Genomic DNA, 22,781 nt, shown 5'->3' on the forward strand with positions numbered 1-22,781 from the left:
GTATGTCACACGTTAGTGAGCGTTCGCATCGGCGAACGCCCCATCGGTGAGGACCGGGACGACCTCAGAGACGTCGACCTCGACCGCCACGTCCACGTCGCCGGGAAACCCCTCCGAGACGAGTTCGACTCCCCCACCACAGGCCCGGACAGCCGCCACGACGTCCGGCGTCGCCGAATAGGCCCCCGCCGCCAGCTCCGCCTCCGGAGAAAAACCGCCCCCCGGCAACGCCGCCAGGACCGCACCCGCGCCCAGCAGATCCTCAAGACAAGGGCGCAGACCCCCGTCCCGCCAGCGCTCGCCCGAAGCGATCACCGCGAGCGGGCGCGACGGCGTCCCGAAACCCTGCCCCGCGATCCAGCGAGCGACCGCCCCGGCATTGCGCAGGCAGGCGGCGACGACCGTGCCGTCACCGGCCGCGGCGGAGATCGTCGAACCATTGGGAGAAGGCAGCACCAGCCGCTCCGGAACAGGCGCGAGACGCAAAGCCGCCGGGGACAGCGACCACGGCGACTCCACCGTGGCCTGCCTGCGCCCAACGGCGAGTTCCGCGTCGCGCTCCACGGCGAACGCACGCGCGCTCTCGTCACGCCAGCGATAAGGAAGGACACGCCCACCCCGCTGCGTCACCACCGAGACGGCAGTCGTGAAAGAGAGGACATCGACGACCACGAGACAGCCGTCGGGCGAAGCGAGCTCAGCGGCCTCCGTCGGCCCCCACCCGAAACGGACGGCATAGGCACGTTGCGCGAAGTAGTCGGTCATGAGGGGATCCTGGCACGGCGGTAACGCGAGCGACGGCAGCGGCGTGCGCTGTTACGGTCCGGCGATGGAGACGATTCCCGCCAGCGTGCTCGAACGGTTGACCGGCGCGCCCGGAGCCGCGGCGACGAGCTGCGAGGCCACCGACGCCGGCGAAAGCCTCGGCGTGGTGACCGGCGGGGTCACGCGCCTGTCCGGAACCTGCCACACCGGCGGCGGGCGGGAAACCTTCAGCCTCATCCGCAAGAACCTCCGCCCGCTGACCTCGGGCCGTCACGCCATCGCCTCCCGCGAGCCCGACCACTGGGCGTACTGGCGGCGAGAGGCCCTCGCCTACGAATCCGGTGTCCTGCCCACCGGCCCGGGACTTCGAGCGCCTCGCTGCTTCGGGGTCGTCGACGACGCCGTCTATCTCGAAGACGTCGACGGCGAACCGGAGAAGCCCGTGGTCGCCGCCGCCCGCCTCGGCCGCTGGCAGGCGACGGCGAAGATCCCACAGGTGCCGTGGCTGTCAGGACACCAGCTCGCGCAACGCGTGGCGGTGAGCGAGCTCGACTGGTCGGCCGTCGACGCCGACCCGCGCATGCCCGCCGTGTGGAACCGGCGAGGCGAGCTGCTCGACGCCCTCGCCCGGCTGCCGAAAGTGCTGTCACACGGCGACTTCCACAGCGCGAACCTGCTCGCCGCCGACGGCGACACCGTCGCCGTCGACTGGTGCACGCTCGGTCTCGCGCCGCCCGGCGCCGACCTGGCGCACCTCCAGCTCGCGTCCCGCGAACACCTCGCGGCCGACCCCGCGCACACCGACAAGCTCACCGAGGCCTACCTCGACGGCCTGTGCGGCCGCTTCACCCCCACCCACGTCGAAACCACCCTGCGGGTCACCATCGCGCTCACCGGCGCGAGCCGCGTGCACTGGATGCTCGCCAGCGGCCACCCCCTGCCCACCGGGTACGTCGACTTCGTCGCCGCGATGTCGCCGTAGGCTGGCCGCATGGATCTCTACGACATCCCGCTCAACACCCTCGCCGGCGAATCGGCCTCCCTCGCCGACTACAAGGGCAAGGCCCTGCTCATCGTCAACGTCGCCTCCAAATGCGGCCTCACCCCGCAGTACGGCGGCCTGGAGCGCCTCCACGAGGCCTACGCCTCCCGGGGCTTCAGCGTCCTCGGCTTCCCCTGCAACCAGTTCGGCGGCCAGGAACCCGGCACCTCCGAGGACATCGCCGAATTCTGCTCCACGACCTACGGTGTCACCTTCCCGATGTTCGCCAAGGGCGACGTGAACGGTCCCGCCCGGCAGCCGCTCTACACCGAGCTGACCGCCACCGCCGACGCCGAAGGCGCCGCCGGGGACGTCCAGTGGAACTTCGAGAAGTTCCTCATCTCCCCCGACGGCACGGTCGCCGCGCGCTTCCGGCCCCAGACCGGCCCGGAGTCCGACGAGGTCGTCGCGGCCGTGGAAGCCGCACTGCCCAGGTAATCCGGGTGCGCCCGCACGCACCCGTCCGTAGCCTCGACCACCATGGAAGACCCGAGACGATTCCTCAACGTCGTCGACGTCGAGGCGACGTGCTGGCAAGGCCAGGTCCCGCCCGGGCAGAGCAACGAGATCATCGAGATCGGCCTGTGCGTCGTCGACCTGGCCACCCGCGAACGCGTCGCGAAACACCGGATCCTGGTCCGGCCGGCCCGATCGACGGTGAGCGCGTTCTGCACGGAACTGACCGGCCTCACCCAGGAGGAGGTCGACACCGGCGTCTCCTTCGAGGAGGCGTGCGCGCTGCTCGACACCGAGCACCGGGCCCGATCGCGGGCCTGGGCGAGCTGGGGCGACTACGACCGCAAGCAGTTCGAGCGCCAATGCCAACGCGGCCGCGCGGTGTACCCGTTCTCCTCGCGGCACACCAACGCCAAGGCGGTCTTCACCGCCTCGTTCGGCATGCGGAAACGGCCGGGCATGGCGCAGGCCCTCAACCTCGCCGGGCTGCCACTCGACGGCCGCCACCACAGCGGCGCCGACGACGCGTGGAACATCGGCGCGCTCGTCGTCCTGCTCGCCGAACGCGGCGACTGGGCGAACACGCCCGCCTGGAACGGCACCACGTCCTAGGCGAAGGCCCGGCGGAGACCGCCGGGCCTTCGCCGTGTGCTCAGAGCCGCGCGAGGATGCCGCGGAGCTGCTCGATCTCCGCGGTCTGCGCGGCGGCGATCGTCCCGGCGAGGGCGACGGCGTCGGGGTTGCTCCCCTTCGTCTTCTCCTCCTCGGCCATGCTGATCGCACCCTCGTGGTGGGCGATCATGAGCTCGGCGAAGGCCTTGTCGAAGGCCTTCCCGCTCGCCGCCGCAAGGTTCTTCATGTCCTCCTCGGACATCATTCCCGGCATGGACCCGTGCCCGCCGTCGTGACCGGCCGGGGCCTCGACGGGCTGACCCCACTCGGCCAGCCAACCGGTGAGGGTGGCGATCTCGGGATCCTGCGCGCCCTTGATCGCGGCGGCGAGTTCCTTGACCTCGGGATCCTCGGCGCGGGTCTCGGCGAGGGTCGCCATCTCCACCGCCTGCCGGTGGTGCGGGATCATCATCTGGGCGAACATGACGTCGGCGTCGTTGAAGACCGCCGAGGAGCTCGGCGCGGGCTGGTCGGCGCCCGGGCCGTGGTCCATGCCCTCCATGCCGTCGCCCTTGTCGCCGCAGGCGGCGAGGACGAGGACGGCGATGCCGGCGGTGGCGGTGACGAGGGCACGGCGAAGCGTGATGAGACGGTTCATGGTTGTTCTCCGATGCGGTGTTCGGGTGAAGGCTTCCGGGACGCGTGACCGCGTGCGCGGTCCGGGCGCCGGCCTATATGCGAAGCACCGTGGAAGAAGCGATGAGGAGTCCCGGCGGGATCAGCCGGGGCGGGCCGTGCCCCGTGGCCACCGGATCACGCCGGCCGGGGAATCCGGCGCCGGCGCGGCGGACACGGACGGCGATGAGGGCGGCCAGCACGACGGCGGCGGCGAGGATCGCGAGGCACATGGCCACCGACGGTCCGTTCTCGTCAGCCGGGACCGAGATCCCGGCCGTGCCGGGCGCGCTGTCGTGGACGGCCGCGACGGTCATGACGTGCGGGTTTCCTGACCCGGCGTCGTGGTGGCCGTGGGATCCGATGGTGTGCATCCAGCCGAGGCCGAGGATCACGGCGAGGAGGAACAGCAGGCGCGGGGTTCTCGTCGCCGTCATCGCCACCACCCCCTCGAATACCAATGGAGCCATACCCGTGGCGGGTATGGCTCCAGACTATATACCCCCCACGCGTATATTGCGTGCGCGGGGGCCCGTCAGACCATCGACAGGTGCACGTGGTTGGTGTGGTCGGCGGCGGCGCCGCCTCCGCCCGAGTAGGGACCCCAGCCGAAGCCGCGTTCCCAGATCTGGCGATACCAGATCACGTACTTGACCCCGAGACGGTCGGCGTGCTTGACGAACCATCCAGCGAGGTTGTCGCCATAATCCTTGTCGCCTCCACCCGCGTCGGAGTCCGAGAAACCGCCCGGCGTGACCGAGAAGTCGCAGGCCTTGCCGAGCGGATGGTCACCGTCGCCGCCGGGGCGGAAGCACGAGACGTAACGCCGGAAACCGGCGATGTTCGCCTGGTCGCGAGCGTGTTTGGTCCGGGGGCTGACGCACGAGCCGGTGGTGGAGTCGTTGACCGAACAGCCCTCGGACGGGTAGGACCCGTCGGGGTTGCGCGGTGCGGCGTCCGGCACGCGGGCGTTGTCGGTGGTCGGCCCCTGGGCGGAGTTGCCGCCGCGTCCGGCGAGCTGGTCGGCCGCCGCGTCGCGCGCGTCCTCCATCTTGCCGAGGGCCTTGTCCTGCTTCTCGATCTCCTCTTCGAGGAGTTCCTCCTCGGCGGCGAGATCGTCGCGCGCCTCGACGAGGCGGTTGACGGTCTTGGCGCTCTCGTCACCGAGGTAGTTCACGATCATCGCCCGGTCGATGGCGAGGTCGAGCGATTCGGCGCCGAGGATGGCCGTCGCCGAGCTGAGGTTGCCGCCCGCGTAGGCCGCGGCCGCGATCTCCTCGACCTGGGCGGTCAGTTCCTCGACCTTCGTCTTGTTCTTCTTGATCTGCTTCTCGACGGTCTTCGCGCGCTTCTTCGCCGCCGTGAGGTCCTCTTCGGCCTCGATGTAGTCCGAGATCGCCTTCTCCAGGTCGGAGTCCAGGTCGCCCTCGTTCGGGTCGGCCAGCGCCGGACTGGGGATCGCGGTGGTCAGGAGCACCAGAGCCACGGCGAACAGCGTCAACGGCAGCCACCGGCGCCGGACGGACAGTGGGGTCACGTGTGCAGTCCTTCTTCTCGGCACCGCCTACCGGGTTAGCTGACGGGTTCGGGCCGAAGGTCGCCCTACCGCTGACGCGGATTCACCCCGGTTCCCCGAAACGACGAGGAGGTGGTTCCCCGGTTCGCCCCGGGAGGCGATTCGGCGGCGGCCGCCGTCGGCGCCCCACGGGCGTCGGTTCGGCCGGCGGCCTGGCAGCCACCGTACCGGAACCCACCCGCCGCCTACTAGGCGAGTTCGTAGAGGTCACGGTGACGCAACGTGCGTTCCCTTCACGTCAGGCCGATCCTCAGCCCGTTCTCAGCGAAGTCAATAAGGTTTGAACAACCGTTCCCACGACGAAGGCGAGCCGCTCATGCCACGTAGCCGACGCACCGGCCGGATCATCGCGCTGACAGCGGCCGCGGCCGCGCTCGGCGCCGCCGCCTGGTCCTTCCGCGACGTCCCGGCCGCCCTCGGGCGCCGTCCCCGCCGCGAGCGTCTGGCCAGGCTGGCCGACTCACCGCAGTTCCACGACGGCGCCTTCCACAACGCCGACGGCCTCGGCGCGGCCACCATCACCAGCATCGGCTCGGTGCTGGCCGACCGCCGGGCGAACACGGCCCCGACGAAACCGCTGCGGCCGGTCCCGCTGGCCCTCCCCGACCCCGATCCGGGCCCGGGTGCCCACGTCACCTGGTACGGGCACGCCTCGGCGCTGGTCGACATGGACGGGGCCCGCTTCCTCCTCGACCCCGTGTGGAGCGACCGCTGCTCCCCCAGCCGACTCACCGGCCCACGCAGGCTGCACCCGGTACCCGTCGAACTGGCCGACGTCCCGCACGTCGACGCCGTCCTGATCTCCCACGACCACTACGACCACCTCGACATGCCGACGGTCAAGGCCATCACCCGGGAACGGACCGCGCCCTTCCTGGTGCCGCTCGGCATCGGCGAGCACCTGGAACGCTGGGGCGTGCCGCCCGAACGAATCATCGAACTCGACTGGGACGAGTCGCACACCGTCGCCGGGGTGACGCTCACCCTCACCGCCGCCCAGCACTTCTCCGGACGCGGTTTCAAACGCAACACCAGCCTGTGGGGCTCCTGGGTGCTCGCCGGAAGCGGGCACCGCTTCTTCTACACCGGCGACTCCGGCTACTTCGACGGCTACCGCGCCATCGGTCAGGAGTACGGCCCCTTCGACGCGACCCTCGTCCAGATCGGCGCCTACAGCCCGTCGTGGCCGCACATTCACATGACGCCCGAGGAAGCCGCCCAAGCGCACCTCGACCTGCGCGGCGGGCTGCTCATCCCGGTGCACTGGTGCACCTTCGACCTGGCCTTCCACGCCTGGGGCGAGCCCGTGGACCGGCTCTGGCGAGAAGCGAAGGCCCGCGGCATCGCTCTGACGATCCCCCGGCCCGGGCAGACCGTGGACATCGCCGCCGCCCCCGAACCCGACGGATGGTGGCAAGGCCTGGCCTGATCGGTGCCAGACTGGACGCATGCCTGAGCTACCGGAGGTGGAGGCACTCGCGCGGTTCCTGACCGCGCGCACACGCGGCTACGAAATCAAGCGGGTCGACGTCGCGTCGATCTCGGTGCTCAAGACCTACGACCCGCCGCCCACCGCCCTGCACGGGCGCACCATCGACGCCGTCGGCAGGCACGGGAAATTCCTCGACCTGACCATCGGCGGCCTGCACCTGATCGTGCACCTCGCCCGCGCGGGCTGGCTGCACTGGCGCGACAACCTGCCGTCCAAACCACTCGGACCCGGCAACAAAAGCCCCGTCGCCCTGCGCGTCGCCCTCGAAGACGGCTCCGGATTCGACCTCACCGAACACGGCACGAAAAAACGCCTCGCGGTCTACGTCGTCGACGACCCGGCGAAAGTCCCCGGCATCGCGACACTCGGACCCGACCCACTCGGCGAAGAACTCGACCCCGCCGCATTCGCCGCACTGCTCAACGGCAAACGCACCCAGATCAAAGGCCTCATGCGCGACCAGAAAATCATCGCCGGAATCGGCAACGCCTACTCCGACGAAATCCTGCACGCCGCGAAAATGTCGCCGTTCAAACTCGCGAACACCCTCACCGACAACGACATCACCACCCTCTACAACGCCATGATCACCACCCTCCGCGAAGCCACCACCGACGCCGGCGAACTCGCCGCAGGAGACCTCAAAGCCCACAAGAAAGAAACCATGCGAGTCCACGGACGCACCGGACAACCATGCCCGGTATGCGGCGACACGATCCGCGAAGTGTCCTTCGCCGACTCCTCACTCCAGTACTGCCCCACCTGCCAGACAGGCGGGAAACCCCTCGCCGACCGGCGGATGTCGAGGCTGCTCAAGTGAGATGGGGTTGAGGGCTGTGCTGGTTTGGGCGGCGTGAACGAAACCGCCTTTGCGGCATGGGATCGGGCTGCGGCCCGCCGCCGGTGCCGGGTCCCCGGCGTGGGCGGGTGAGCGAGACTCGCTGTGGGCGGGATGGCTGCGGCCGGTTCCCGGGCCTGCGGGAGCCGCGAAGCGAGGCCTGGCCCTTGACGGGAACGCTGTAGGCGGGTTCCCTGGCCTGCGTGGGTGAGCGAAGCGAGACTCACGCTCGCGGGACCGGCGTCTTGGGTTCCCGGCGTCGGTGGGTGAACGCTGCTGTGCCTGTTTGGGCGGCGCGAACGAAACCGCCTGAGAGGTATGGGATCGGGCTGCGGCCCGCCGCCGGTGCCGGGTCCCCGGCGTGGGCGGGCGAGCGAAGCGGGGCTCGGCCTTGGCGGGCCGCTGCGGCCGGGGTTCCCTGGGCTGCGTGGGTGAGCGAAGCGAGACTCACGCTCACACTCGCGGGGCCGCGTCTTGGGTTCCCGGCCTTGGTGGGTGAACTTGAAGAACCTGTGCTTGTTTGGGCGGCGCGAACGAAACCGCCTGAGAGGTATGGGATCGGGCTGCGGCCCGCCGCCGGTGCCGGGTCCCCGGCGTGGGCGGGCGAGCGAAGCGGGGCTCGGCCTTGGCGGGCCGCTGCGGCCGGGGTTCCCTGGGCTGCGTGGGTGAGCGAAGCGAGACTCACGCTCACACTCGCGGGGCCGCGTCTTGGGTTCCCGGCCTTGGTGGGTGAACTTGAAGAACCTGTGCTTGTTTGGGCGGCGCGAACGAAACCGCCTGAGAGGTATGGGATCGGGCTGCGGCCCGCCGCCGGTGCCGGGTCCCCAGCGTGGGCGGGCGAGCGAAGCGAGACTCGGCCTTGGTGACACTGCTGCGCGCGGGTTCCCTGGCCTGCGTGGGTGAGCGAAGCGAGGCTCACGCTCGCGGGATCGGCGTCTTGGGTTCCCGGTGTTGGTGGGTGAGGTTTTAAGGGCCTGTGCTTGTTTGGGCGGCGCGAACGAAACCGCCTTGCGGGTATGGGATCGGGCTGCGGCCCGCCGCCGGTGCCGGGTCCCCGGCCTGGGCGCGGAAACGCGGCCGGGGTGCCCGGCGTGGCGGGCAAGCGAGCGAGACTCGCCCCCAGCGGGACCGCCCCTCACCCCGCCCCGCCCCGCCTACAGCCGCTGCCAGAGCTCGCGGATGCGCTCGGCGACCAGTTCCGGGCGTGTCACCACCGCCAAATGGTCAGCGTCCTCGACGACCACCGGCCAGCCCCTCTTCTCCGCTTCGGCGGCCTCGTCGACGTACCCCTCGCTGAGCCGCAGGTACGCGCCCGGCCGGTCCGTGACGTCCGGAGCCGTCTCCGCGAAGTACGCGAGCGGCAGCCGGGGCAGGTCGGCGGAGAACCTACCCCGCACCCCGGGATCGGGCAGCAGACTCGCGATCGCCTCGGCGGGGAACCACTCGTCCCAAGGCCGCAGGACACCGTCCTCGGCCAGTCCCCGCAGGTGCTCGGCCAGCCCAGGCGGGGCGGTGTCGAACCAGGTCCGGCCCGGATACGGCAGCAGCGCGTCGACATAGATGAGGCCTCCCACGCCGTCACCGCGCGACTCGATCAGATCCGCCGCCGCGGCGAGCAACGCGCCGGCGCCGCTGTGCGCGACGAGAACGGCGCCGTCGGGTGCCACGTCGGCCACGGCCTGGGCGAAGGCGGGATAGTACGGCGGCCCGCCCGCGTCCGCGAGGGACGCGACCACCGTCCCCGCTCCCAGGATCGCGGCGACCGGCGCCCAGGACAGCGGACCCACGAGAGGGCTGTGCACGAGAACGAAAGGCGGCATCCCCCCACGCTAGCGGCCCGAACGCGATGTCCGATCTCCGCCGGTCGGCGGGCCGCACCGGTGTCAATGTCGAGCCCGAACCGCGTTTCCCGACCCGCCAAAGGACATCGACGTGCACAGGACGGTAGACCTCAAGGTCCTCTACTTCGGCACACCCGTGGTGCTCCTCAGCACCCGCAACCCCGACGGCACCGCCAACCTGGCGCCGATGTCGTCGGCCTGGTGGCTGGGCTCCACCGCCGTGCTCGGACTGGGCAACTCCGGCCACACCACGGCCAACCTCCTGCGCGAACGGGAGGTCGTGATCAACCTGGTCCCGTCAACGATGGCCGACGCCGTCGACCGGCTGGCGATGACCACCGGCGCCGAGCACGTGCCACCGCGCAAGGCCGCGATGGGCTACCGGTACGAGCCGGACAAGTTCGCCGTCGCCGGACTCACCCGGCAGGACTCGGAGCTGGTCGCTCCCCCGCGCGCCGCCGAGTGCCCCGTCCAGCTGGAATGCCGCCTCCAGCAGGCCCACACCATCGGCACACCCGAACCGAGCGCCACGACCTTCGTCGTGGACGTCGTCCGCGCCCACGTCGCCGAGGAGCTGATCATCCCCGGCACCGACTACGTCGACCCCGTCGGCTGGGACCCGCTGATCATGAAGTTCTGCGAGTTCTTCGGCGGTGGACAGAACCTGCGGCCGTCGACGCTCGCCGAAGGCTGGCAGATGCCGCACCGGCCCGTGCTGACGCCCGCCGGCGGCTGAGACACCGGCGCGGATCCGCCCGGCCGACTCCGTCCACACCGCACGGACGGCGGGCGGATCCGCGTCCCCGCGGGGGCTTGCGTCTCGCCGCTAGGCTGTGCTCCAACACCCCTTGCGACCGGCCGCGCCACCCTCGATCTCCCTCCGACGGCGCCGTCGGCGCTGCCCTGGCGCGTAGGAGACCCCGGTGACGGAGAACGGCTCGGACATCACTCAGTACCCGACGGTGGAAACACCCGGGAATGTCGAGGGCATGCTCAAGGGCACGCCCGTCACCAAGAGCGCGACCGGCCTCGCCGAGAGCATCACCGGCGCCATCAGCGGCGACGACCGGCTCTCCTCGGCCGCGCACATCCCGGCCGACATCGGCATGCTCGCCATGGAGGGCATGCTCGCCCTCCGCGACCCGATCTACTGGCTGGCCAACGCCGGCCTGAGCATCATGATCGAACTCGTCCAGCCCTTCGAGGACCTCATCGAACTGGTCTCCGGCGACCCCGACGAGATGGGCCGCCAGCAGGAGGTCTGGGGCCAGGTCGGCTCCGCGCTGGAGGCCCTCAGCGGTGAGACCAGCTCGGCGGTCCAGGCGAACATGAACGGCTGGTCCGGACAGGACGCCGACGCCGCCAGTGAGCAACTCAACGCGCTCGGCGCGGCCATCCTCGCCGCCGCGCACGAGACCCAGAGCGTCAAGACGCTCCTCGGCTGGGCCAAGGCGCTCGCCGAGGCGATCTTCGCGGTCATCAAGTCCATCCTCGCCGAGCTGGTGTCCTGGCTGATCACCCGCGGCCTGATGGCGCTGGCCAACAGCACCTGGTCCTTCGGTGCCTCGATGGCCGCCTTCGTCCTGACCGGTTCGATCAAGGCCTTCCAGATGTTCAACCGGGCCATGAACAAGTTCATGCAGGCCAGCAAGATCTTCAAGGCCATCGCCGGTCCCATGATGAAGTTCCTCGGCAAGAACCCCTTCCGCGGGCTCACCGAGTACACGCTGTGGAAGAGCGTGCTGATCAAGGCCGGCATCGGCCTGCTCGGCGGCGCCGGTTCGGCCTTCGCGACCGGCAAGGACGCCGCGTTCGGCGGCCCGTCGGGCACACCGTCCCTGCCGGGCGGCGGAGGCGGGACCGGGATCATGGTCAACCTCGACGAGTTCGAGCAGATGGCCGGCGCCCTGGAAGGCCTGTCGAAAAACGCCGGCGGCATCAGCAAGGTCGCCCAGGACACCGCCGGAGCCGAGATGGTCTGGGGACTCCCCGGTACCTTTGGCTTCGAGAGCGCCTACAACGAATCCTGCGGCGGCCTGGTCCAGGCCATCGGCGAGATCGAGGGCGCCTTCAACGGCAACGCGATGCGCCTGCGCTCCTGCGGCGAGGCCTACAACGCCACCGAGGAGGCCGCCGCGGCCCACCTCAACAAGTTCCTCACCAAGTTCAAGTAGGGATCGGCATGGGGTACCGCGCGTTCGACGTCGCCCGCGACGCCAGGTGGGTGCTCCACGAGCAGTGGCTGCGGCCCGGCGAGGGCCTGGAGGCCTTCGCCGGAGTGACGCGAGCGCGCGCGTACACCGACGTGCCCGGCCTCGCCGAGGACGGAAGGCCCGAGTCGGCCTGGATCCTGCGGGCGATCAAGGCCGTCCTGCGGGTCGCCGGGATCATGTTCGTGCTCGCGCTCATCGGCGACGGGCAGCCACCGGGACGGCGGCGCCGGAACGCGCGGGCCGTCGTGCGCGGCCCCGGACCGGACTGCGAGGCCGTCCGGATCGCCCGGCCCGGACCGGTCGCGACGGGCGTCTGGGCGCTGTCCGACCAGCGGCTGGCGTTCCTGGAGGTCGACGAGGTCCCCGGCACCGAGATCGCCACCACCGGCGGCTACCACAAGCCCGCGCCGGTCACGGTGAAACCGCGAGTCGAGGTGCCCGCGAACGCCTTCCGCTACGAGGGCGTCGTCGACCTGCCCGAACAGCGTGGGAAGCCCTCCGGGAAGTACCACCGGGTCGTCTTCGGCGACGGTTCGGGCGTCGACATCCGCGAACTGTCGAACGTCACCGCCGGGTGACGCAACGCGTCCACCGGACGTCTCGGATGGAAACGGTAGCGTTCGGTCGCCCTCGTCCCTTTCTTTGATCTCCGCGTCCCTCTAGGGTATTTCGCAAGTTGGAACCCCCTCAGGCGGGAATCTCCCGCCTGGACGAGAGGACCGTCCATGGACATTGATCCGACCAAGGTGCGGCAGGTCGGCGGGAAGATCCGCCAGATCGGCGAGGACGCACAGGCCTTCCTCGGCAGGATGTCGGGTCCGGCCACCGGGTTGAAGAGCGTGGCGGGTCTCGGCTCGATCGCCGCGCTCCGGCAGGCCAACACGCGGCTGACCCGGCGCAGCTCGGACCTCGCGACCGCCTCCAGGCAGCACGGTCAGAACGTGATCACCGCGGCCGACAACCACGTCGCCAACGACGCCGCCCAGAAACGCGCGGTTGACCAGCTGACCCCGGCCCTGCCGGCGTTGGGACGCTGATCATGGTCGACTACAAGCACCTGCGCGACATGACCTTCGAGCCCCTCACCGAGTACGCCGACGCCGCCCGCAAGATGGCCACCGAAATGGAGAGCTACAGCACCGAGACCCAGCGCCAGAAGGTCGCGCTCGCCGCGGCCTGGTCCGGTGAGGACGCCACCGCCGCCGACGGCGCCCTCGGCAAGCACGCCACCGAGTACCAGGACACCTCCGGCCAGTACGGGCGCGTCGACGCGATCGTCACCAACCTCGTCGAACAGCTCAAGTGGGCCAAGCAGACCCTGGAATCGGCCATCGGGGTCGCCCCCTCCGTCCCCGCCCGCATCAACGACGCCGGCAGGGTCCGCGTCAACCGCGCCGCACTCGGTTCGAACCCGGCACCGGCCGCCGTCCAGGCGGCCGAATCGCGTGCACGCCAGGTCCAGGGGTACATCGACCAGGCCGTACAGCACGCCACCGAGTCCGACGAGAAGGCCAAGGCCCAGCTCGCCGAGGTCCGGCCCGAGCCCGTCACCGTCCCCCGCGGTGCGCGCCCGCCCGTCGGTGACTTCAACATGGCGCAGATGGCCAACGCCGACGCGATCATCAGGGTCGGCGAGCGCCTCGGCATCAGCGAGCGCGGCCAGGCGATCGCGCTGGCCACGGCGATGCAGGAGAGCAATCTGAAGAATCTGGCCAACAGCACGATGCCCGACTCGCTGTCGGTGCCCAACGAGGGCACGGGCAAGGACCACGACTCGGTCGGTTTGTTCCAGCAGCGGCCCAGTCAGGGCTGGGGGACGATCAAGGAGTGCATGGATCCCGAGTACTCGGCCGGGGCGTTCTACAAGGGACTCCAGGGTGTGAAGAACTGGGAGAACCTGGATCTGACGGTGGCCGCGCAGCGGGTGCAGCGGTCGGCCTACCCGGATGCCTACGCGAAGTGGGAGGACGAGGCCTACGCGGTTCTGCGGTCCCAGCGCGTCCCCTAGGGACGGTGACATGACGAGGGCGCCCCACCCCCGGGGCGCCCTCGCGCTTGTTCAGACCCGGTCGGCGGCGATGAGCAGGTAGTGGAAGCTGCCTTCGCGGTAGGCGGTCAGGAAGGACTCCTCGATGCCCGTGGCGACCGGGGACTTCGCGCGGAGCTCCCAGTACGGGATCGTCGCCGAGGTCAGGTCGATGACGTGCATGGGGACGAGCCGGTTGGCCGCCATCGCCTTGAAGTAGGCGCTGCGCGGGTGGATGTTGCAGGTGTAGTGCTCGTCGATGCGGCTGACGGCCTTGGAGCGGCCGCCGGTCACGTCGTTGTAGCAGCCGGTGATGGTGACGTAGCGGCCGCCGAACCGCAGTTGCCGGGAGTGTTCGGCGAAGAGTTCGAAGAGGTCGACGTACATGGTCGACTCGTTGTTCCAGATGGCCTTGCGCGAGGCGCCGTCGAAGCCGGTGTCGAGCATGTTGCGGAAGTGGAAGCGGACCTGGTCGGACACGCCGCGCTTGCGCGCCTGCTCGTTGGCGAACTCGACCTGGTATTCGGAGATGGAGACGCCGTCGACTTCGCAGCCGAAGCGCATGTTGGCCATGACGCTGCCACCGCCGCGGCCCGAGCCGGCGTCGAGGAGACGGTCGGTGGGCCGCACGTCGCCGAGGTGGTCGAGCAGGACGTCGGCCTGGGCCGTCTCCAGGCGGTGCAGTTCGGCGATGACGCGGTCGTCGCGGGTGCCGGCGGGACCGTCGAGGACCGACGGGTCGTAGTCGCCGACACCGTAGTGGTGGTGGTAGATCCCGTCGACGTCGCCGAGCAGCAGGTTCACGCTGTCCTGGCGGTTGTTGTTCCAGTAGGCCGCGACGGATTCCTGGTAGGCGCTGCGCAGCACGTTGGCGGTGGTCGTGGTCATGGACTGATCCCCCTCATGTTCGTCGTTGGAAGCGGCCGGGCCGCCGCGGTCCGGCCGGCGCGTTTCACGCCCCCGAGTAGCGGGCGGTGCCCCGGTGCCATTCGCGGTTACCGCCGAGCCAGGCCCACACGGCGGCGAGGAAACGGCCCAGCCGCGGTGACCCGGTCGCCGACAGGAAGGCCGACTCGGCCTCGAAGGTGCGCACGAGGTCGTCGTGGACGGCGACGCTGCGGCGGACGGCCTCCTCGGTCGAGCAGTTCTCCTCGACCGCGATGACCATCGGGAGGTTGAAGTCGACGAGGCCGGAGGCGTCGGATTCCTTGGCGGTGGAGTAGAGGTCGTTGACGATGACGCTCGCGCTGGCGGCGAAGGAGACGGCCCGGCGTACGCGCGGGTCGTAGTACTCGGCGGCGGGGAGCCGGTAGCCGCCGACGACGTCGACGAGGGCCATGCAGGGCAGGAAACTGTTGTCCTGGCGGTTGACCAGGTACTCCCAGACCGGCGGGACGCGCTCGGAGGCGCGCCAGGAGCCCTCGGTGTCGTAACCGACGAAGAGGGAGGCGATCTCCTGGCGGAGGCGGTTGACCTGTTCGATGTCGGCGTAGCGGGCGAGATGCTCGAAGGCCCCGCGCAGCGCGCGGAGGACGGGATCGCGGCCGACCGCGCGTTCGAGGTCGGCGGCGTAGCGCGGGGGCAGGTGGGCCGGGTCGACGACGGCGTTGGCGACGCCGAGCCGGGCGCCGAGCAGCGTGAGGTCGGAGCCCTGGGTCTCGTCGTCGCAGTAGTGGTCGTCGGTGGCCCACTCGGCGAGCGCGCATTTCCCGGCGGCGGTGAGGCGGTCGGGGTCGTCGCTGTCGGGGTGGGTGAGCATGACGAGGCGGCCGAAGTTCGCGCCGCGCACCTCTTCGACGCGTCCGGGGTAGATGCCGATCCGCTCCGCCCATGCGACGAGCCGCTCGTTGACCTCGTCGCCGAGTGCGACGTCGTCGCGCAGCGCCTCGGGACAGTAGATCTCGGGTTCGCGTCGCGTCGGCTCCGGCGTGTCCGACTCGGCGGTCGCGGTATGGCCGCCGGCGGGCCGCAGGGCGCTCGTGCCGATCCCTCCCGGACCGGTCCGCAGGAGCGCGCCGACGACGAGGTCGGACGTTTCACGCGACGCGATGGGCGTCGCCGCCCGGGAGAGCAGGGACACGGGGCGGTCCTCCTCGACGAGGGTGGGAACGGTCGCGGGTCACCGCGACCATGGCCAGTGTCGTGAGTTTCGCCGACGGGACGCCCAGGCGCGCCGGAGTGTCATGTATTGGACATGTCCGTATATCGAGGACTATCGACGCTTTCCGGGATGTGCGATCATCGTCGACATGGCCAAGCTCGTCCTCGACCTCCACGACATCTACAACAAGGGCGACCACATCGACCGCGCGCTGAAGGACATCGTCGACCAGGCGATCAGCAAGAAGATCAAGCTGGTCGAGATCATCCCGGGCAAGGGTTCGGGGGCGCTGAAGAAGAAGGTGCTGCGGTTCCTGGACCGCAAGGACATCAAGGCGCTGTACCACCGGGTCGAGAAGGACGGGCAGAACTGGGGAAGGCTGTTCGTGCATTTTCGGTTCAAGTGACCCGCTGGGATCCCACGTCCCCTGCCGACCGTGCGCACCGATTCAGCCGTTTCGCCATCCGCTCACGCCGGGTTCCCGACTGATCCGGTACCGCCAAGGCCTGCCGGAGAACGGCCGCCGCCTCAGCGAAGTCGCCTTCCTTTACCAGCCAGATGCTGTACCGATCGGCGACTCCTGGGTCCGTGCTTCCCGCAGCGACCGCCTCCCGATAGCGGGCGACGGCGGTCCGGAGGTCGCCGCCCTTCTCTGCACGCAGTCCGGCATCGGCGGCAAGGGCGGCAAGGGTTCCGTTGTCCCCTTCATCGGTCGCCAACGTGGCCAAGGCCGACCGCAACAGCTCGCCTTCGCCGGGATCCATGTTGCCGTAACGGTCGTATCCACGCGACACCCCTAGCAGGGTGGGAAGGACCGCGACGCGAAGGGCGGGCGGCAGTCGGCGATAAAGGGACACGAACATGGGCACGGTCGGAGCGATCGCCACATAGGCGAGCAACTCCCGCGCAGCCTCGGCTCCGCTGCGGTCGCAGTACACGGATTCGACGTAGGCCCGGAGTGTGTCATCTCGCCGTCCCTTCTGGTACCTGGTGGTGCGGGCGAGGGCCAGCCAAGCGCGGGAGATCCACGGATCGGACGCCTTGATGAGTTCGTCGAGAATGCCGCGCACGTTCCGCTCCAGCCGGGGCCACGCCTTTGGGGACCGGTCATAGTCCGCGTCGACCTCTTCACAGGAGCGCTCCGCCACCTCAAGCGCTGCACGCGCAGCAGGATGAAGGCCGGATAGGTAGGGCTGCGGTTGATCAAGACGGTGCAGCAGGCCATCCAGCACTGCGGCAATGGTCGTGGACGAACCGAACAGCTCCGGCGACAGCCCCAGCGGCGCGGGATCGATCGACAATGTCACCCAGAGCCCGAGATCGCTGTCCTCAACCTGTGCGGGACACGCCGGCAGCCGCCCGCTGTTGGCCAGCGCGAATCGCAGGAGCATCGGGTGCACCTGCCGAGCAATGTCCTTTGCGAGATAGCCGACATGATGCGTCTGGACGTACACCGCAACAGCTTCCGGGTATTCGGCGAAGGGCGGCGCTGGCACGAGTACACCGATGAGCAGGCCATTGGGTTCGCGGTCTCGCACAGCGCGCTGGATCGAGTCCTGCCGGAATGATTCGCCGACCACGTCCACCTGTGTTCGTCCGGGGAGCCATGCTGGAGGCGCCACCAACTGCGGCAGTCGCGACGGGGTCTCCGACTGCGGATCTCGCACCGGCCAGACAGGCATGACACACTCCACTTCCGCACGCCCAGCCTCCTTTCCGAGTGTAAGCGTCTTGTCGCCATCAGCGTGCGGTTCCGCCGGCTCAACGAAGAGTCGGCCTGCCGAGCTTCGAGACGCCCCAGAAGTGCGTCAAGCCAAGAACTGGGGAAGGCTGTTCGTGCACTTCAGGTTCAAGTAGTTCACACGGGTATGTCCGCCCGCGTGTTCTTCGCCGGAGACGGCGACACCGAGCGGCCAAAGCGACGTGAGTGGGCCGGTCTACTGTCGGTGCATGACCCTCCCCGAGTACGGTTTCGGATTCACCAGCAGTGACCACGCCGGATACCGGGTGGTCAAGCTCGTCGGGGAGCTCGACGTCGCCATGCTCGGTGCGCAGGAGGCGGAATTCCTCGCGCTGTTCGTCGACGCGCCGGCCGGGGTCGTCGTCCTGGACTTCGCCGACGTTGCCTTCTGCGACTCCACCGGTCTGGGCATCCTCATCAAGGCCGCCAGATACTCCAGCGGCGTCTCCGGCCACGTGCGCATCGCCGCGGCCCAGGAGCACATCGCGCGGCTGATCACGTCCAGCGCGCTCGACCGCGCGCTGCCCTTGTTCCCGACGATCCAGGCGGCGGCCGCACCGGCGGGCTGACCACCGTCATGGGCGGCGCTCGGTCCGGTGCTGGATCGGCGCCGACGCGGGGTCTCCCTCGGGCCGTGTGGCCGGGTTCGGGTCGACGACGCCCGTGAGCGCCGCGGCGTGGTCGGTCGCCGACATGGAAGGCCCGAGCCACTCGCACAGCAGGATGGTCGCGTCGTCGCGCAGGTGACCGTCGTGGTGCTCCAGGAAGGTCTCGGTGAAACGGCGCAGCGTCTCCGGCACGGGCAGCCGATCGGCGTGGCGGCGGATCAGGAAGTCGGAGAACCGGTCCCGGCCGAAGGACTCGCCTTCGCGGTTGCGCGCGTCGGTGATGCCGTCGGTGTACAGCAGGATCCGGTCACCGGGCTCCAGCTGCTCGACGCAGGCGGGATTGCGCACGTCGAGGCCGGTGCCCATGGGATGCGAGGGCGGGCACTCCAGGATCGTGCTCCAGCGCGACCCGCGGATGAGCATGGGCGGCGGATGACCGCGGTTGACCCAGGTGAACTCCCCCGTGCGGGTGTCAAGCGTGGCCAGAACGCCGGTGGCGTAGCGCTCGTACCGGTACTGCTCGATCAGGGCCGCTTCGATCAGGTCGCCGACCTCCAGCAGATCGGCGCCCTGCCGGCGGCCGTTGCGGCAGGCCGCGACGGCCAGGTTGGCCGTCAGGCCGGCGGCCATGTCGTGGCCCATCGCGTCGAAGATCGAGAGGTGGACGAACGGGCCGTCGGTGCCGTAGTCGAAGGCGTCGCCGCTGATCTGGTAGGCCGGTTCCATCGAGGCGGAGATGACGACCCGGCCGTCGGCGTAACTGCGGGCGTTGGTCAGCCGCCACTGCATCTCGGCGGCGATACTCAGCGGCTCGGTCCGCACCAGCCGCGCCAGCGTGTCGCTGTTATCGCGTTTGCTCACGACGATGAGGGCCACGAGCGCGGCCAGCCGGTCGACGTCCTCACGGGCGTGTTCGTCGCCGTACTCGCAGCGGACGCGCAGCAGCCCCAGCCGGTCGGTGCCGTCGATCAGCGGCACCCACCAGTGGAAGCCCTCCTCGTCGGGCGGCTTCACGTCGATGGTGATGCCGAGTTGGTAGGCCCGGCCGGGGACGGTCGCCTCGACGGCGATCTCGTCGGCGTGCGCGTCCCCCACCGTCCCGACGCCGGGAACCAGCCTCAACGTCCGCCGCTGCAGGTCGCCGAGGTAGATCACGACCTCGGCGATACCCGCGTGGGCGGCGCACTCCGCCGTCCGGGCGGGTAGCAGCTCCAGCGGCATCAGGTGGCTGGCTCCCAGAAGATCGCCCAGCATGCGACGGCTGCCCACATCTCGTTGAGCGTCCCTCACGTTCCGCACCCGCTTTCGTGTCGAGGCCCCGTGTCCCACCTTGCCCCTTGCATGTACCCAGCGGAGCGGGAACGAAGCAGGCAGTAGAGGGTGAGGCCGGTCTCGCTTCGTGAACCCCCGTGTCAGCGGCGTCGTCAGGACGGTGACGGCCCGGTGTCAGCGCACCCGAACAACCTGGGGGCATGACCGGTTCAGCGACCTGAACCGCACCGCCACATCGACACCTCCAGGAGTTTCGGCCATGTACAACTTCGCCACCGCCGCCCCGATCACCACCGTCCTGCGCATCCCCGCCGGACGCGTCCGGTTCATCGCGACCGACCGGACCGACACCGCCGTCGAGATCGCACCCGCGAACGCCGCGAAGTCCCGCGACGTCAAGGCCGCCGAGCACACCACCGCCGACTACGCCGACGGCGTCCTGCGCATCGAGACCGCGACGAAGAACCGGTACCTCGGATCCACCGGATCCATCACGGTGACCGTCGGCCTGCCGGCCGGCTCCCACGTCGAGGCGGTGGCGGAGAGCGCCGAGCTGCGGACCGTCGGCCGGCTCGGCGACGTCTCCTTCGAAGGCGCGTACCGCCGGATCGAGCTCGACGAGGCCGCGAGCCTGCGCCTCACCGCGACCGACGGCGACGTCGAGGTCGCCCGCGTGACCGGCCCTGCGCGGATCACCACCACACGGGGTGACATCTCGGTCGCCGAGGCCTTGAGCGGCGAGGTCGTCCTCCGCACCCAGGCCGGCGACATCACTGTCGCCGCCGCCGCGGGCGTCTCGGCGACCCTGGACGCGGGGACGAGCCACGGCCGCATCAGCAACGCCCTCAAGAACGGCGGCGGCGGTGTGCTCGACATTCACGCCACCACGTCGATCGGCGACATCACCGCTCGCAGCCGGTGAACCTCGACCCGCCGGGCTTCCGCCGTTGAAGACGGGTTCCCGGCGCGGTCGAGGCCGAGGACGGGTGGTGGACCGGGCCGTCGGCGTTCGCCTCGGACGCCGGCGGCCTGGTCTCCACTGTGGATGCTCACGCGTGCACCCGCGGACGCCGCTCGTCTCGGGCGCACGGAGACCGACGGATCCCGCCACGGCCCGCGCACGAGCATCCGTCACGACCGGATCCGGACCATGCCACCTGCCGCTTCGCCTCCGCCGAGATCGGATTCCCGGCCTCCACCTGCGGCTCCCCTGCTCTCACCGAAAGACGGGCCCGTGCCCCGCCTCCGCTTGGCATCATCGCCAATTCGACGGTAGATTCGGCTTATGTCCGTATTTGCACGCATCGGTCAAGGCGTGGTCGCGCCATCCCCCACCTCGGCGCGGGGTCGGTCGGCGTGAACGGATCCGACGACGAACCGGCGGGCGACGGGAGGGAGGACACCCTGCGCGTCATGCGGGAGCGCTTCGGCGCCGACCCGCGGGCCGCGACCGTCCTCGTCGACGGCGACGGCCGGATCTCGTTCTTCGACCGCCGCGCCGAAGAGCTCACCGGCTTCGCCGCCAGCGACGTCCTCGGCCGCGCGGTCAGCATCCTGTCGGCCGCCGCGATCCCGCTGACCGCCGAGGAGTTCGTCAGGCGCGTCGGGACCGACGGCGAGGACCGCGGCGTGCTCCCGCTCCGGCTCGCCGACGGGACCGCGCGGCTGGTCGCGATCCGCACGCACCGCATCCGGATCCCCGACGAGGCCCACACCTTCCTCCTGCACCTCCTCGACGTGTCCCCCGGGCCGCACTCCGACACCCATCCCGGGCTCCTCGACGCGGTCTTCCATCAGTCGCCCTACGGCGTCGTCGTCCTCGACGAGCAGCTGCGCTTCGTCATGATCAACCAGATGATGGCCGACGCGAACCGCCGCCCGGTCGCCGACCACCTCGGCCGGCACGTCCGCGAGGTCTTCGACACGCCGGAGATGGAACGCTACGAATCCTTGATGCTGGACGTCATGCGCACCGGGAAACCGGTGTTCGACCTGCGCGTGCCCGGCCATCCCACCAGCGAACCCGGTTCATGGGGCGTCTGGTCGGCGTCCTGGTTCCGGGTCGAGAGCTGGTGCGGATCGCCCCTGGGCATCTGCGGCATCATCTACGAACTGCCGGGGCAGGCGCCCTTCGAGCTCGACCGGGCCCGCACCCGCGAACGCTCGCGCCTTCTCAGCCGGCTCGGCGCGCTCCAGGGCGCGACGCTCGACATGGAAGCCGCGGCCACCGGCCTCGTCGAGGTCCTGACCACCGAATTCTGCGAACTCGCCGTCATCGACGTGCTCGACGCCGTGGCGGCCGGGGAGCCGATGCCCGAGGAGATCGAGGACACGACGCTCGTCCAGCGCCTCGCCGCCGCGACCCGGCTCGACCACCCCGCGGCCCGCGCGCTCATCGACCGCGAAGCGGTGCGCCCGGTCGCGGAGACGAACGCGTTCTCCGCCGTCCTCGCCGACGGTCAGGCGAGGCTGATCCGCCTGTCGGCCGGCGATCCGGCGCCCGACGCCGGGGCCGACGTGACCGACGCGGCCACCGCCGCCGACTTCGACTCCGCCGTGATCGCGCCGATGCGCGCACGGAACACCATGATCGGCGCACTGACCTGCCTGCGCACCGCCGACCGGGACTCCTTCGACGAGGAGGATCTCGACCTGGTCCAGGAGGTCGCCAACCGCACCGCGCTGGCCATCGACAACGCGCGCCTGTACCGGGAGGAGAAGCAGGCCGCGCTCCTCCTCCAGCTGAGCCTGCTCCCACAGCGGCCGCCGGAGACGCCCGAGGCGTCGATGGCGTACCGCTACCTCCCGAGCCGCACGACGGGACGCGTCGGCGGTGACTGGTTCGACACGATCGTGCTCCCGGGCCGCCGTATCGCCATGGTCGTCGGCGACGTCGTGGGGCACGGGATCAACGCCGCTGCCACCATGGGCCGCTACCGCACCGCCGTGCAGGCGCTGAGTTCGGTCGGTCTCGACCCGGCGGCGCTGCTCACCCGCCTCAACGACGTGGTCGCGACCTTCGGCGAAGGCGCGATGGCCACCTGCCTGTACGTCCTCTACGACCCGCACCAGCATCGTTGTGTGGTCGCCTCCGCCGGGCATCCACCGCTGATCATGGGGCACCCCGACGGTTCCGCGCGGCCGTTCGAGCCCCCGCCGGGACCGATGCTCGGCGTCAACGGCGACGTGGTCTACGCCAGCGCGGGCGTCGAGACCCCACCCGGCACGCGGCTGCTGCTCTACAGCGACGGCCTCGTCGAGTCCCGGACCCTTGAACTCGGCGAAGGCGTCGCCCGCCTCGTCCGGCGGCTGGGCAACGGCCACGGCGACCTGTCCCAGCAGGCCGATCTGCTCCTCGCGGCCGCCCCCGACGACGCCCGCGACGACCGCACGCTGCTGCTGGCCGAGTTGCACGGTCTACGACGGGATCAGCCGCCGGTTTCCTGACCCACGCCTTCAGGTTCGGGTGGCCCCGTCGCCGAGCCGCGTCGCGTGGCGGCGACCGCCCGCCGGACCTGCCCGC

General features: G+C 70.3%; 23 protein-coding genes and 1 riboswitch. Of the genes, 14 read left to right on the top strand and 9 right to left on the bottom strand.

Annotated elements, in window-relative coordinates; genetic code table 11:
- Window positions 1-12: 12 nt before the first annotated feature.
- On the bottom strand, window positions 13-765 hold the full coding sequence (locus HNR73_RS18150) for a 2-phosphosulfolactate phosphatase (RefSeq protein WP_184788676.1): 753 nt from the start codon (window positions 763-765) through the stop codon (window positions 13-15).
- 64 nt (window positions 766-829) lie between these two features.
- On the opposite strand from HNR73_RS18150, the gene HNR73_RS18155 reads away from it, so the two are divergent.
- Genes HNR73_RS18155 through HNR73_RS18165 form a run of 3 tightly spaced genes read left to right on the top strand, consistent with a single transcriptional unit; the run spans window position 830 to window position 2,875 of the window.
- Window positions 830-1,747 carry a phosphotransferase gene (locus HNR73_RS18155; RefSeq protein WP_184788677.1) on the top strand — a complete coding sequence of 306 codons (918 nt, stop codon included), beginning with the start codon at window positions 830-832 and terminating at the stop codon, window positions 1,745-1,747.
- A gap of 9 nt (window positions 1,748-1,756) precedes the next feature.
- Window positions 1,757-2,245 (top strand): glutathione peroxidase, encoded by a 489-nt coding sequence (locus tag HNR73_RS18160; RefSeq protein WP_184788678.1) that lies wholly within the window; start codon window positions 1,757-1,759, stop codon window positions 2,243-2,245.
- Window positions 2,246-2,287: 42 nt separating this feature from the next.
- The gene (locus tag HNR73_RS18165; RefSeq protein WP_184788679.1) at window positions 2,288-2,875 is read left to right on the top strand and encodes a 3'-5' exonuclease; all 588 of its coding nucleotides are present in this window, start codon (window positions 2,288-2,290) and stop codon (window positions 2,873-2,875) included.
- A gap of 40 nt (window positions 2,876-2,915) precedes the next feature.
- Here the strand turns inward: HNR73_RS18165 and HNR73_RS18170 are convergent, their stop codons facing one another.
- From HNR73_RS18170 to HNR73_RS18180, 3 genes are all read right to left on the bottom strand, one after another.
- Window positions 2,916-3,533: a DUF305 domain-containing protein gene (locus HNR73_RS18170; protein WP_184788680.1), complete on the bottom strand. Its 618-nt coding sequence runs from the start codon at window positions 3,531-3,533 to the stop codon at window positions 2,916-2,918.
- 73 nt (window positions 3,534-3,606) lie between these two features.
- On the bottom strand, window positions 3,607-3,987 hold the full coding sequence (locus tag HNR73_RS18175) for a hypothetical protein (RefSeq protein WP_184788681.1): 381 nt from the start codon (window positions 3,985-3,987) through the stop codon (window positions 3,607-3,609).
- 98 nt (window positions 3,988-4,085) lie between these two features.
- Complete coding sequence (locus tag HNR73_RS18180; RefSeq protein WP_184788682.1) at window positions 4,086-5,087, bottom strand: coiled-coil domain-containing protein; 1,002 nt, start codon at window positions 5,085-5,087, stop codon at window positions 4,086-4,088.
- Window positions 5,088-5,096: 9 nt separating this feature from the next.
- Window positions 5,097-5,244: riboswitch (cyclic di-AMP (ydaO/yuaA leader) on the bottom strand.
- A 198-nt stretch (window positions 5,245-5,442) separates the two neighbouring features.
- On the opposite strand from HNR73_RS18180, the gene HNR73_RS18185 reads away from it, so the two are divergent.
- Both HNR73_RS18185 and HNR73_RS18190 read left to right on the top strand, forming a co-directional pair.
- The gene (locus HNR73_RS18185) at window positions 5,443-6,555 is read left to right on the top strand and encodes an MBL fold metallo-hydrolase (RefSeq protein WP_184788683.1); all 1,113 of its coding nucleotides are present in this window, start codon (window positions 5,443-5,445) and stop codon (window positions 6,553-6,555) included.
- Window positions 6,556-6,574: 19 nt separating this feature from the next.
- The gene (locus tag HNR73_RS18190; RefSeq protein WP_184788684.1) at window positions 6,575-7,438 is read left to right on the top strand and encodes an Fpg/Nei family DNA glycosylase; all 864 of its coding nucleotides are present in this window, start codon (window positions 6,575-6,577) and stop codon (window positions 7,436-7,438) included.
- A 1,172-nt stretch (window positions 7,439-8,610) separates the two neighbouring features.
- Here HNR73_RS18190 and HNR73_RS18195 read toward each other — a convergent pair.
- Entirely contained in the window at window positions 8,611-9,276 is a 666-nt protein-coding gene (locus tag HNR73_RS18195; RefSeq protein WP_184788685.1) for an alpha/beta fold hydrolase, read from the bottom strand.
- Window positions 9,277-9,388: 112 nt separating this feature from the next.
- On the opposite strand from HNR73_RS18195, the gene HNR73_RS18200 reads away from it, so the two are divergent.
- From HNR73_RS18200 to HNR73_RS18220, 5 genes are all read left to right on the top strand, one after another.
- Window positions 9,389-10,033 carry a flavin reductase family protein gene (locus HNR73_RS18200; protein WP_184788686.1) on the top strand — a complete coding sequence of 215 codons (645 nt, stop codon included), beginning with the start codon at window positions 9,389-9,391 and terminating at the stop codon, window positions 10,031-10,033.
- 187 nt (window positions 10,034-10,220) lie between these two features.
- Window positions 10,221-11,471, top strand: coding sequence for a hypothetical protein (locus tag HNR73_RS18205; RefSeq protein ID WP_184788687.1), 1,251 nt, complete (start codon window positions 10,221-10,223; stop codon window positions 11,469-11,471).
- Window positions 11,472-11,479: 8 nt separating this feature from the next.
- Complete coding sequence (locus HNR73_RS18210; RefSeq protein ID WP_184788688.1) at window positions 11,480-12,088, top strand: hypothetical protein; 609 nt, start codon at window positions 11,480-11,482, stop codon at window positions 12,086-12,088.
- 147 nt (window positions 12,089-12,235) lie between these two features.
- Window positions 12,236-12,547, top strand: coding sequence for a hypothetical protein (locus HNR73_RS18215; RefSeq protein ID WP_184788689.1), 312 nt, complete (start codon window positions 12,236-12,238; stop codon window positions 12,545-12,547).
- 2 nt (window positions 12,548-12,549) lie between these two features.
- On the top strand, window positions 12,550-13,518 hold the full coding sequence (locus tag HNR73_RS18220; RefSeq protein WP_184788690.1) for a hypothetical protein: 969 nt from the start codon (window positions 12,550-12,552) through the stop codon (window positions 13,516-13,518).
- Window positions 13,519-13,569: 51 nt separating this feature from the next.
- On the opposite strand, the gene HNR73_RS18225 is transcribed toward HNR73_RS18220, so the two are convergent.
- Together HNR73_RS18225 and HNR73_RS18230 are read right to left on the bottom strand one after the other, a co-directional pair.
- Window positions 13,570-14,424, bottom strand: coding sequence for a geranyl diphosphate 2-C-methyltransferase (locus HNR73_RS18225; protein ID WP_184788691.1), 855 nt, complete (start codon window positions 14,422-14,424; stop codon window positions 13,570-13,572).
- Window positions 14,425-14,488: 64 nt separating this feature from the next.
- Window positions 14,489-15,616, bottom strand: a complete 1,128-nt coding sequence (locus tag HNR73_RS18230) for a family 2 encapsulin nanocompartment cargo protein terpene cyclase (protein WP_184788692.1) — start codon at window positions 15,614-15,616, stop codon at window positions 14,489-14,491.
- A 169-nt stretch (window positions 15,617-15,785) separates the two neighbouring features.
- Here HNR73_RS18230 and HNR73_RS18235 point away from each other — a divergent pair, with 169 nt between their 5' ends.
- Entirely contained in the window at window positions 15,786-16,043 is a 258-nt protein-coding gene (locus tag HNR73_RS18235; protein WP_184788693.1) for a Smr/MutS family protein, read from the top strand.
- Here the strand turns inward: HNR73_RS18235 and HNR73_RS18240 are convergent.
- Complete coding sequence (locus tag HNR73_RS18240; RefSeq protein WP_184788694.1) at window positions 16,036-17,319, bottom strand: hypothetical protein; 1,284 nt, start codon at window positions 17,317-17,319, stop codon at window positions 16,036-16,038. The two genes, HNR73_RS18235 and HNR73_RS18240, sit on opposite strands and share 8 nt — an antisense overlap.
- 268 nt (window positions 17,320-17,587) lie before the next feature.
- Between HNR73_RS18240 and HNR73_RS18245 the strand changes: the two genes are divergently transcribed.
- Window positions 17,588-17,947, top strand: coding sequence for an STAS domain-containing protein (locus HNR73_RS18245; RefSeq protein ID WP_184788695.1), 360 nt, complete (start codon window positions 17,588-17,590; stop codon window positions 17,945-17,947).
- 6 nt (window positions 17,948-17,953) lie between these two features.
- Here the strand turns inward: HNR73_RS18245 and HNR73_RS18250 are convergent, their stop codons facing one another.
- On the bottom strand, window positions 17,954-19,240 hold the full coding sequence (locus HNR73_RS18250; RefSeq protein WP_203686987.1) for a PP2C family protein-serine/threonine phosphatase: 1,287 nt from the start codon (window positions 19,238-19,240) through the stop codon (window positions 17,954-17,956).
- Window positions 19,241-19,517: 277 nt separating this feature from the next.
- Between HNR73_RS18250 and HNR73_RS18255 the strand changes: the two genes are divergently transcribed.
- Together HNR73_RS18255 and HNR73_RS18260 are read left to right on the top strand one after the other, a co-directional pair.
- Window positions 19,518-20,180, top strand: a complete 663-nt coding sequence (locus tag HNR73_RS18255) for a DUF4097 family beta strand repeat-containing protein (RefSeq protein WP_184788697.1) — start codon at window positions 19,518-19,520, stop codon at window positions 20,178-20,180.
- A gap of 434 nt (window positions 20,181-20,614) precedes the next feature.
- On the top strand, window positions 20,615-22,705 hold the full coding sequence (locus HNR73_RS18260) for a SpoIIE family protein phosphatase (protein WP_184788698.1): 2,091 nt from the start codon (window positions 20,615-20,617) through the stop codon (window positions 22,703-22,705).
- The last annotated feature ends 76 nt before the right edge of the window (window positions 22,706-22,781 follow it).

Source organism: Phytomonospora endophytica, from assembly GCF_014202425.1.
GTDB lineage: Bacteria > Actinomycetota > Actinomycetes > Mycobacteriales > Micromonosporaceae > Phytomonospora > Phytomonospora endophytica.

Coding starts and splice junctions, on each gene's coding strand:
- HNR73_RS18235 (WP_184788693.1), top strand. CDS start 15,786: ATGGCCAAGCTCGTCCTCGACCTCCACGACATCTACAACAAGGGCGAC.
- HNR73_RS18160 (WP_184788678.1), top strand. CDS start 1,757: ATGGATCTCTACGACATCCCGCTCAACACCCTCGCCGGCGAATCGGCC.
- HNR73_RS18165 (WP_184788679.1), top strand. CDS start 2,288: ATGGAAGACCCGAGACGATTCCTCAACGTCGTCGACGTCGAGGCGACG.
- HNR73_RS18150 (WP_184788676.1), bottom strand. CDS start 765: ATGACCGACTACTTCGCGCAACGTGCCTATGCCGTCCGTTTCGGGTGG.
- HNR73_RS18195 (WP_184788685.1), bottom strand. CDS start 9,276: ATGCCGCCTTTCGTTCTCGTGCACAGCCCTCTCGTGGGTCCGCTGTCC.
- HNR73_RS18155 (WP_184788677.1), top strand. CDS start 830: ATGGAGACGATTCCCGCCAGCGTGCTCGAACGGTTGACCGGCGCGCCC.
- HNR73_RS18190 (WP_184788684.1), top strand. CDS start 6,575: ATGCCTGAGCTACCGGAGGTGGAGGCACTCGCGCGGTTCCTGACCGCG.
- HNR73_RS18255 (WP_184788697.1), top strand. CDS start 19,518: ATGTACAACTTCGCCACCGCCGCCCCGATCACCACCGTCCTGCGCATC.
- HNR73_RS18170 (WP_184788680.1), bottom strand. CDS start 3,533: ATGAACCGTCTCATCACGCTTCGCCGTGCCCTCGTCACCGCCACCGCC.
- HNR73_RS18185 (WP_184788683.1), top strand. CDS start 5,443: ATGCCACGTAGCCGACGCACCGGCCGGATCATCGCGCTGACAGCGGCC.
- HNR73_RS18225 (WP_184788691.1), bottom strand. CDS start 14,424: ATGACCACGACCACCGCCAACGTGCTGCGCAGCGCCTACCAGGAATCC.
- HNR73_RS18215 (WP_184788689.1), top strand. CDS start 12,236: ATGGACATTGATCCGACCAAGGTGCGGCAGGTCGGCGGGAAGATCCGC.
- HNR73_RS18175 (WP_184788681.1), bottom strand. CDS start 3,987: ATGACGGCGACGAGAACCCCGCGCCTGCTGTTCCTCCTCGCCGTGATC.
- HNR73_RS18240 (WP_184788694.1), bottom strand. CDS start 17,319: ATGCCTGTCTGGCCGGTGCGAGATCCGCAGTCGGAGACCCCGTCGCGA.
- HNR73_RS18210 (WP_184788688.1), top strand. CDS start 11,480: ATGGGGTACCGCGCGTTCGACGTCGCCCGCGACGCCAGGTGGGTGCTC.
- HNR73_RS18245 (WP_184788695.1), top strand. CDS start 17,588: ATGACCCTCCCCGAGTACGGTTTCGGATTCACCAGCAGTGACCACGCC.
- HNR73_RS18220 (WP_184788690.1), top strand. CDS start 12,550: ATGGTCGACTACAAGCACCTGCGCGACATGACCTTCGAGCCCCTCACC.
- HNR73_RS18250 (WP_203686987.1), bottom strand. CDS start 19,240: ATGCTGGGCGATCTTCTGGGAGCCAGCCACCTGATGCCGCTGGAGCTG.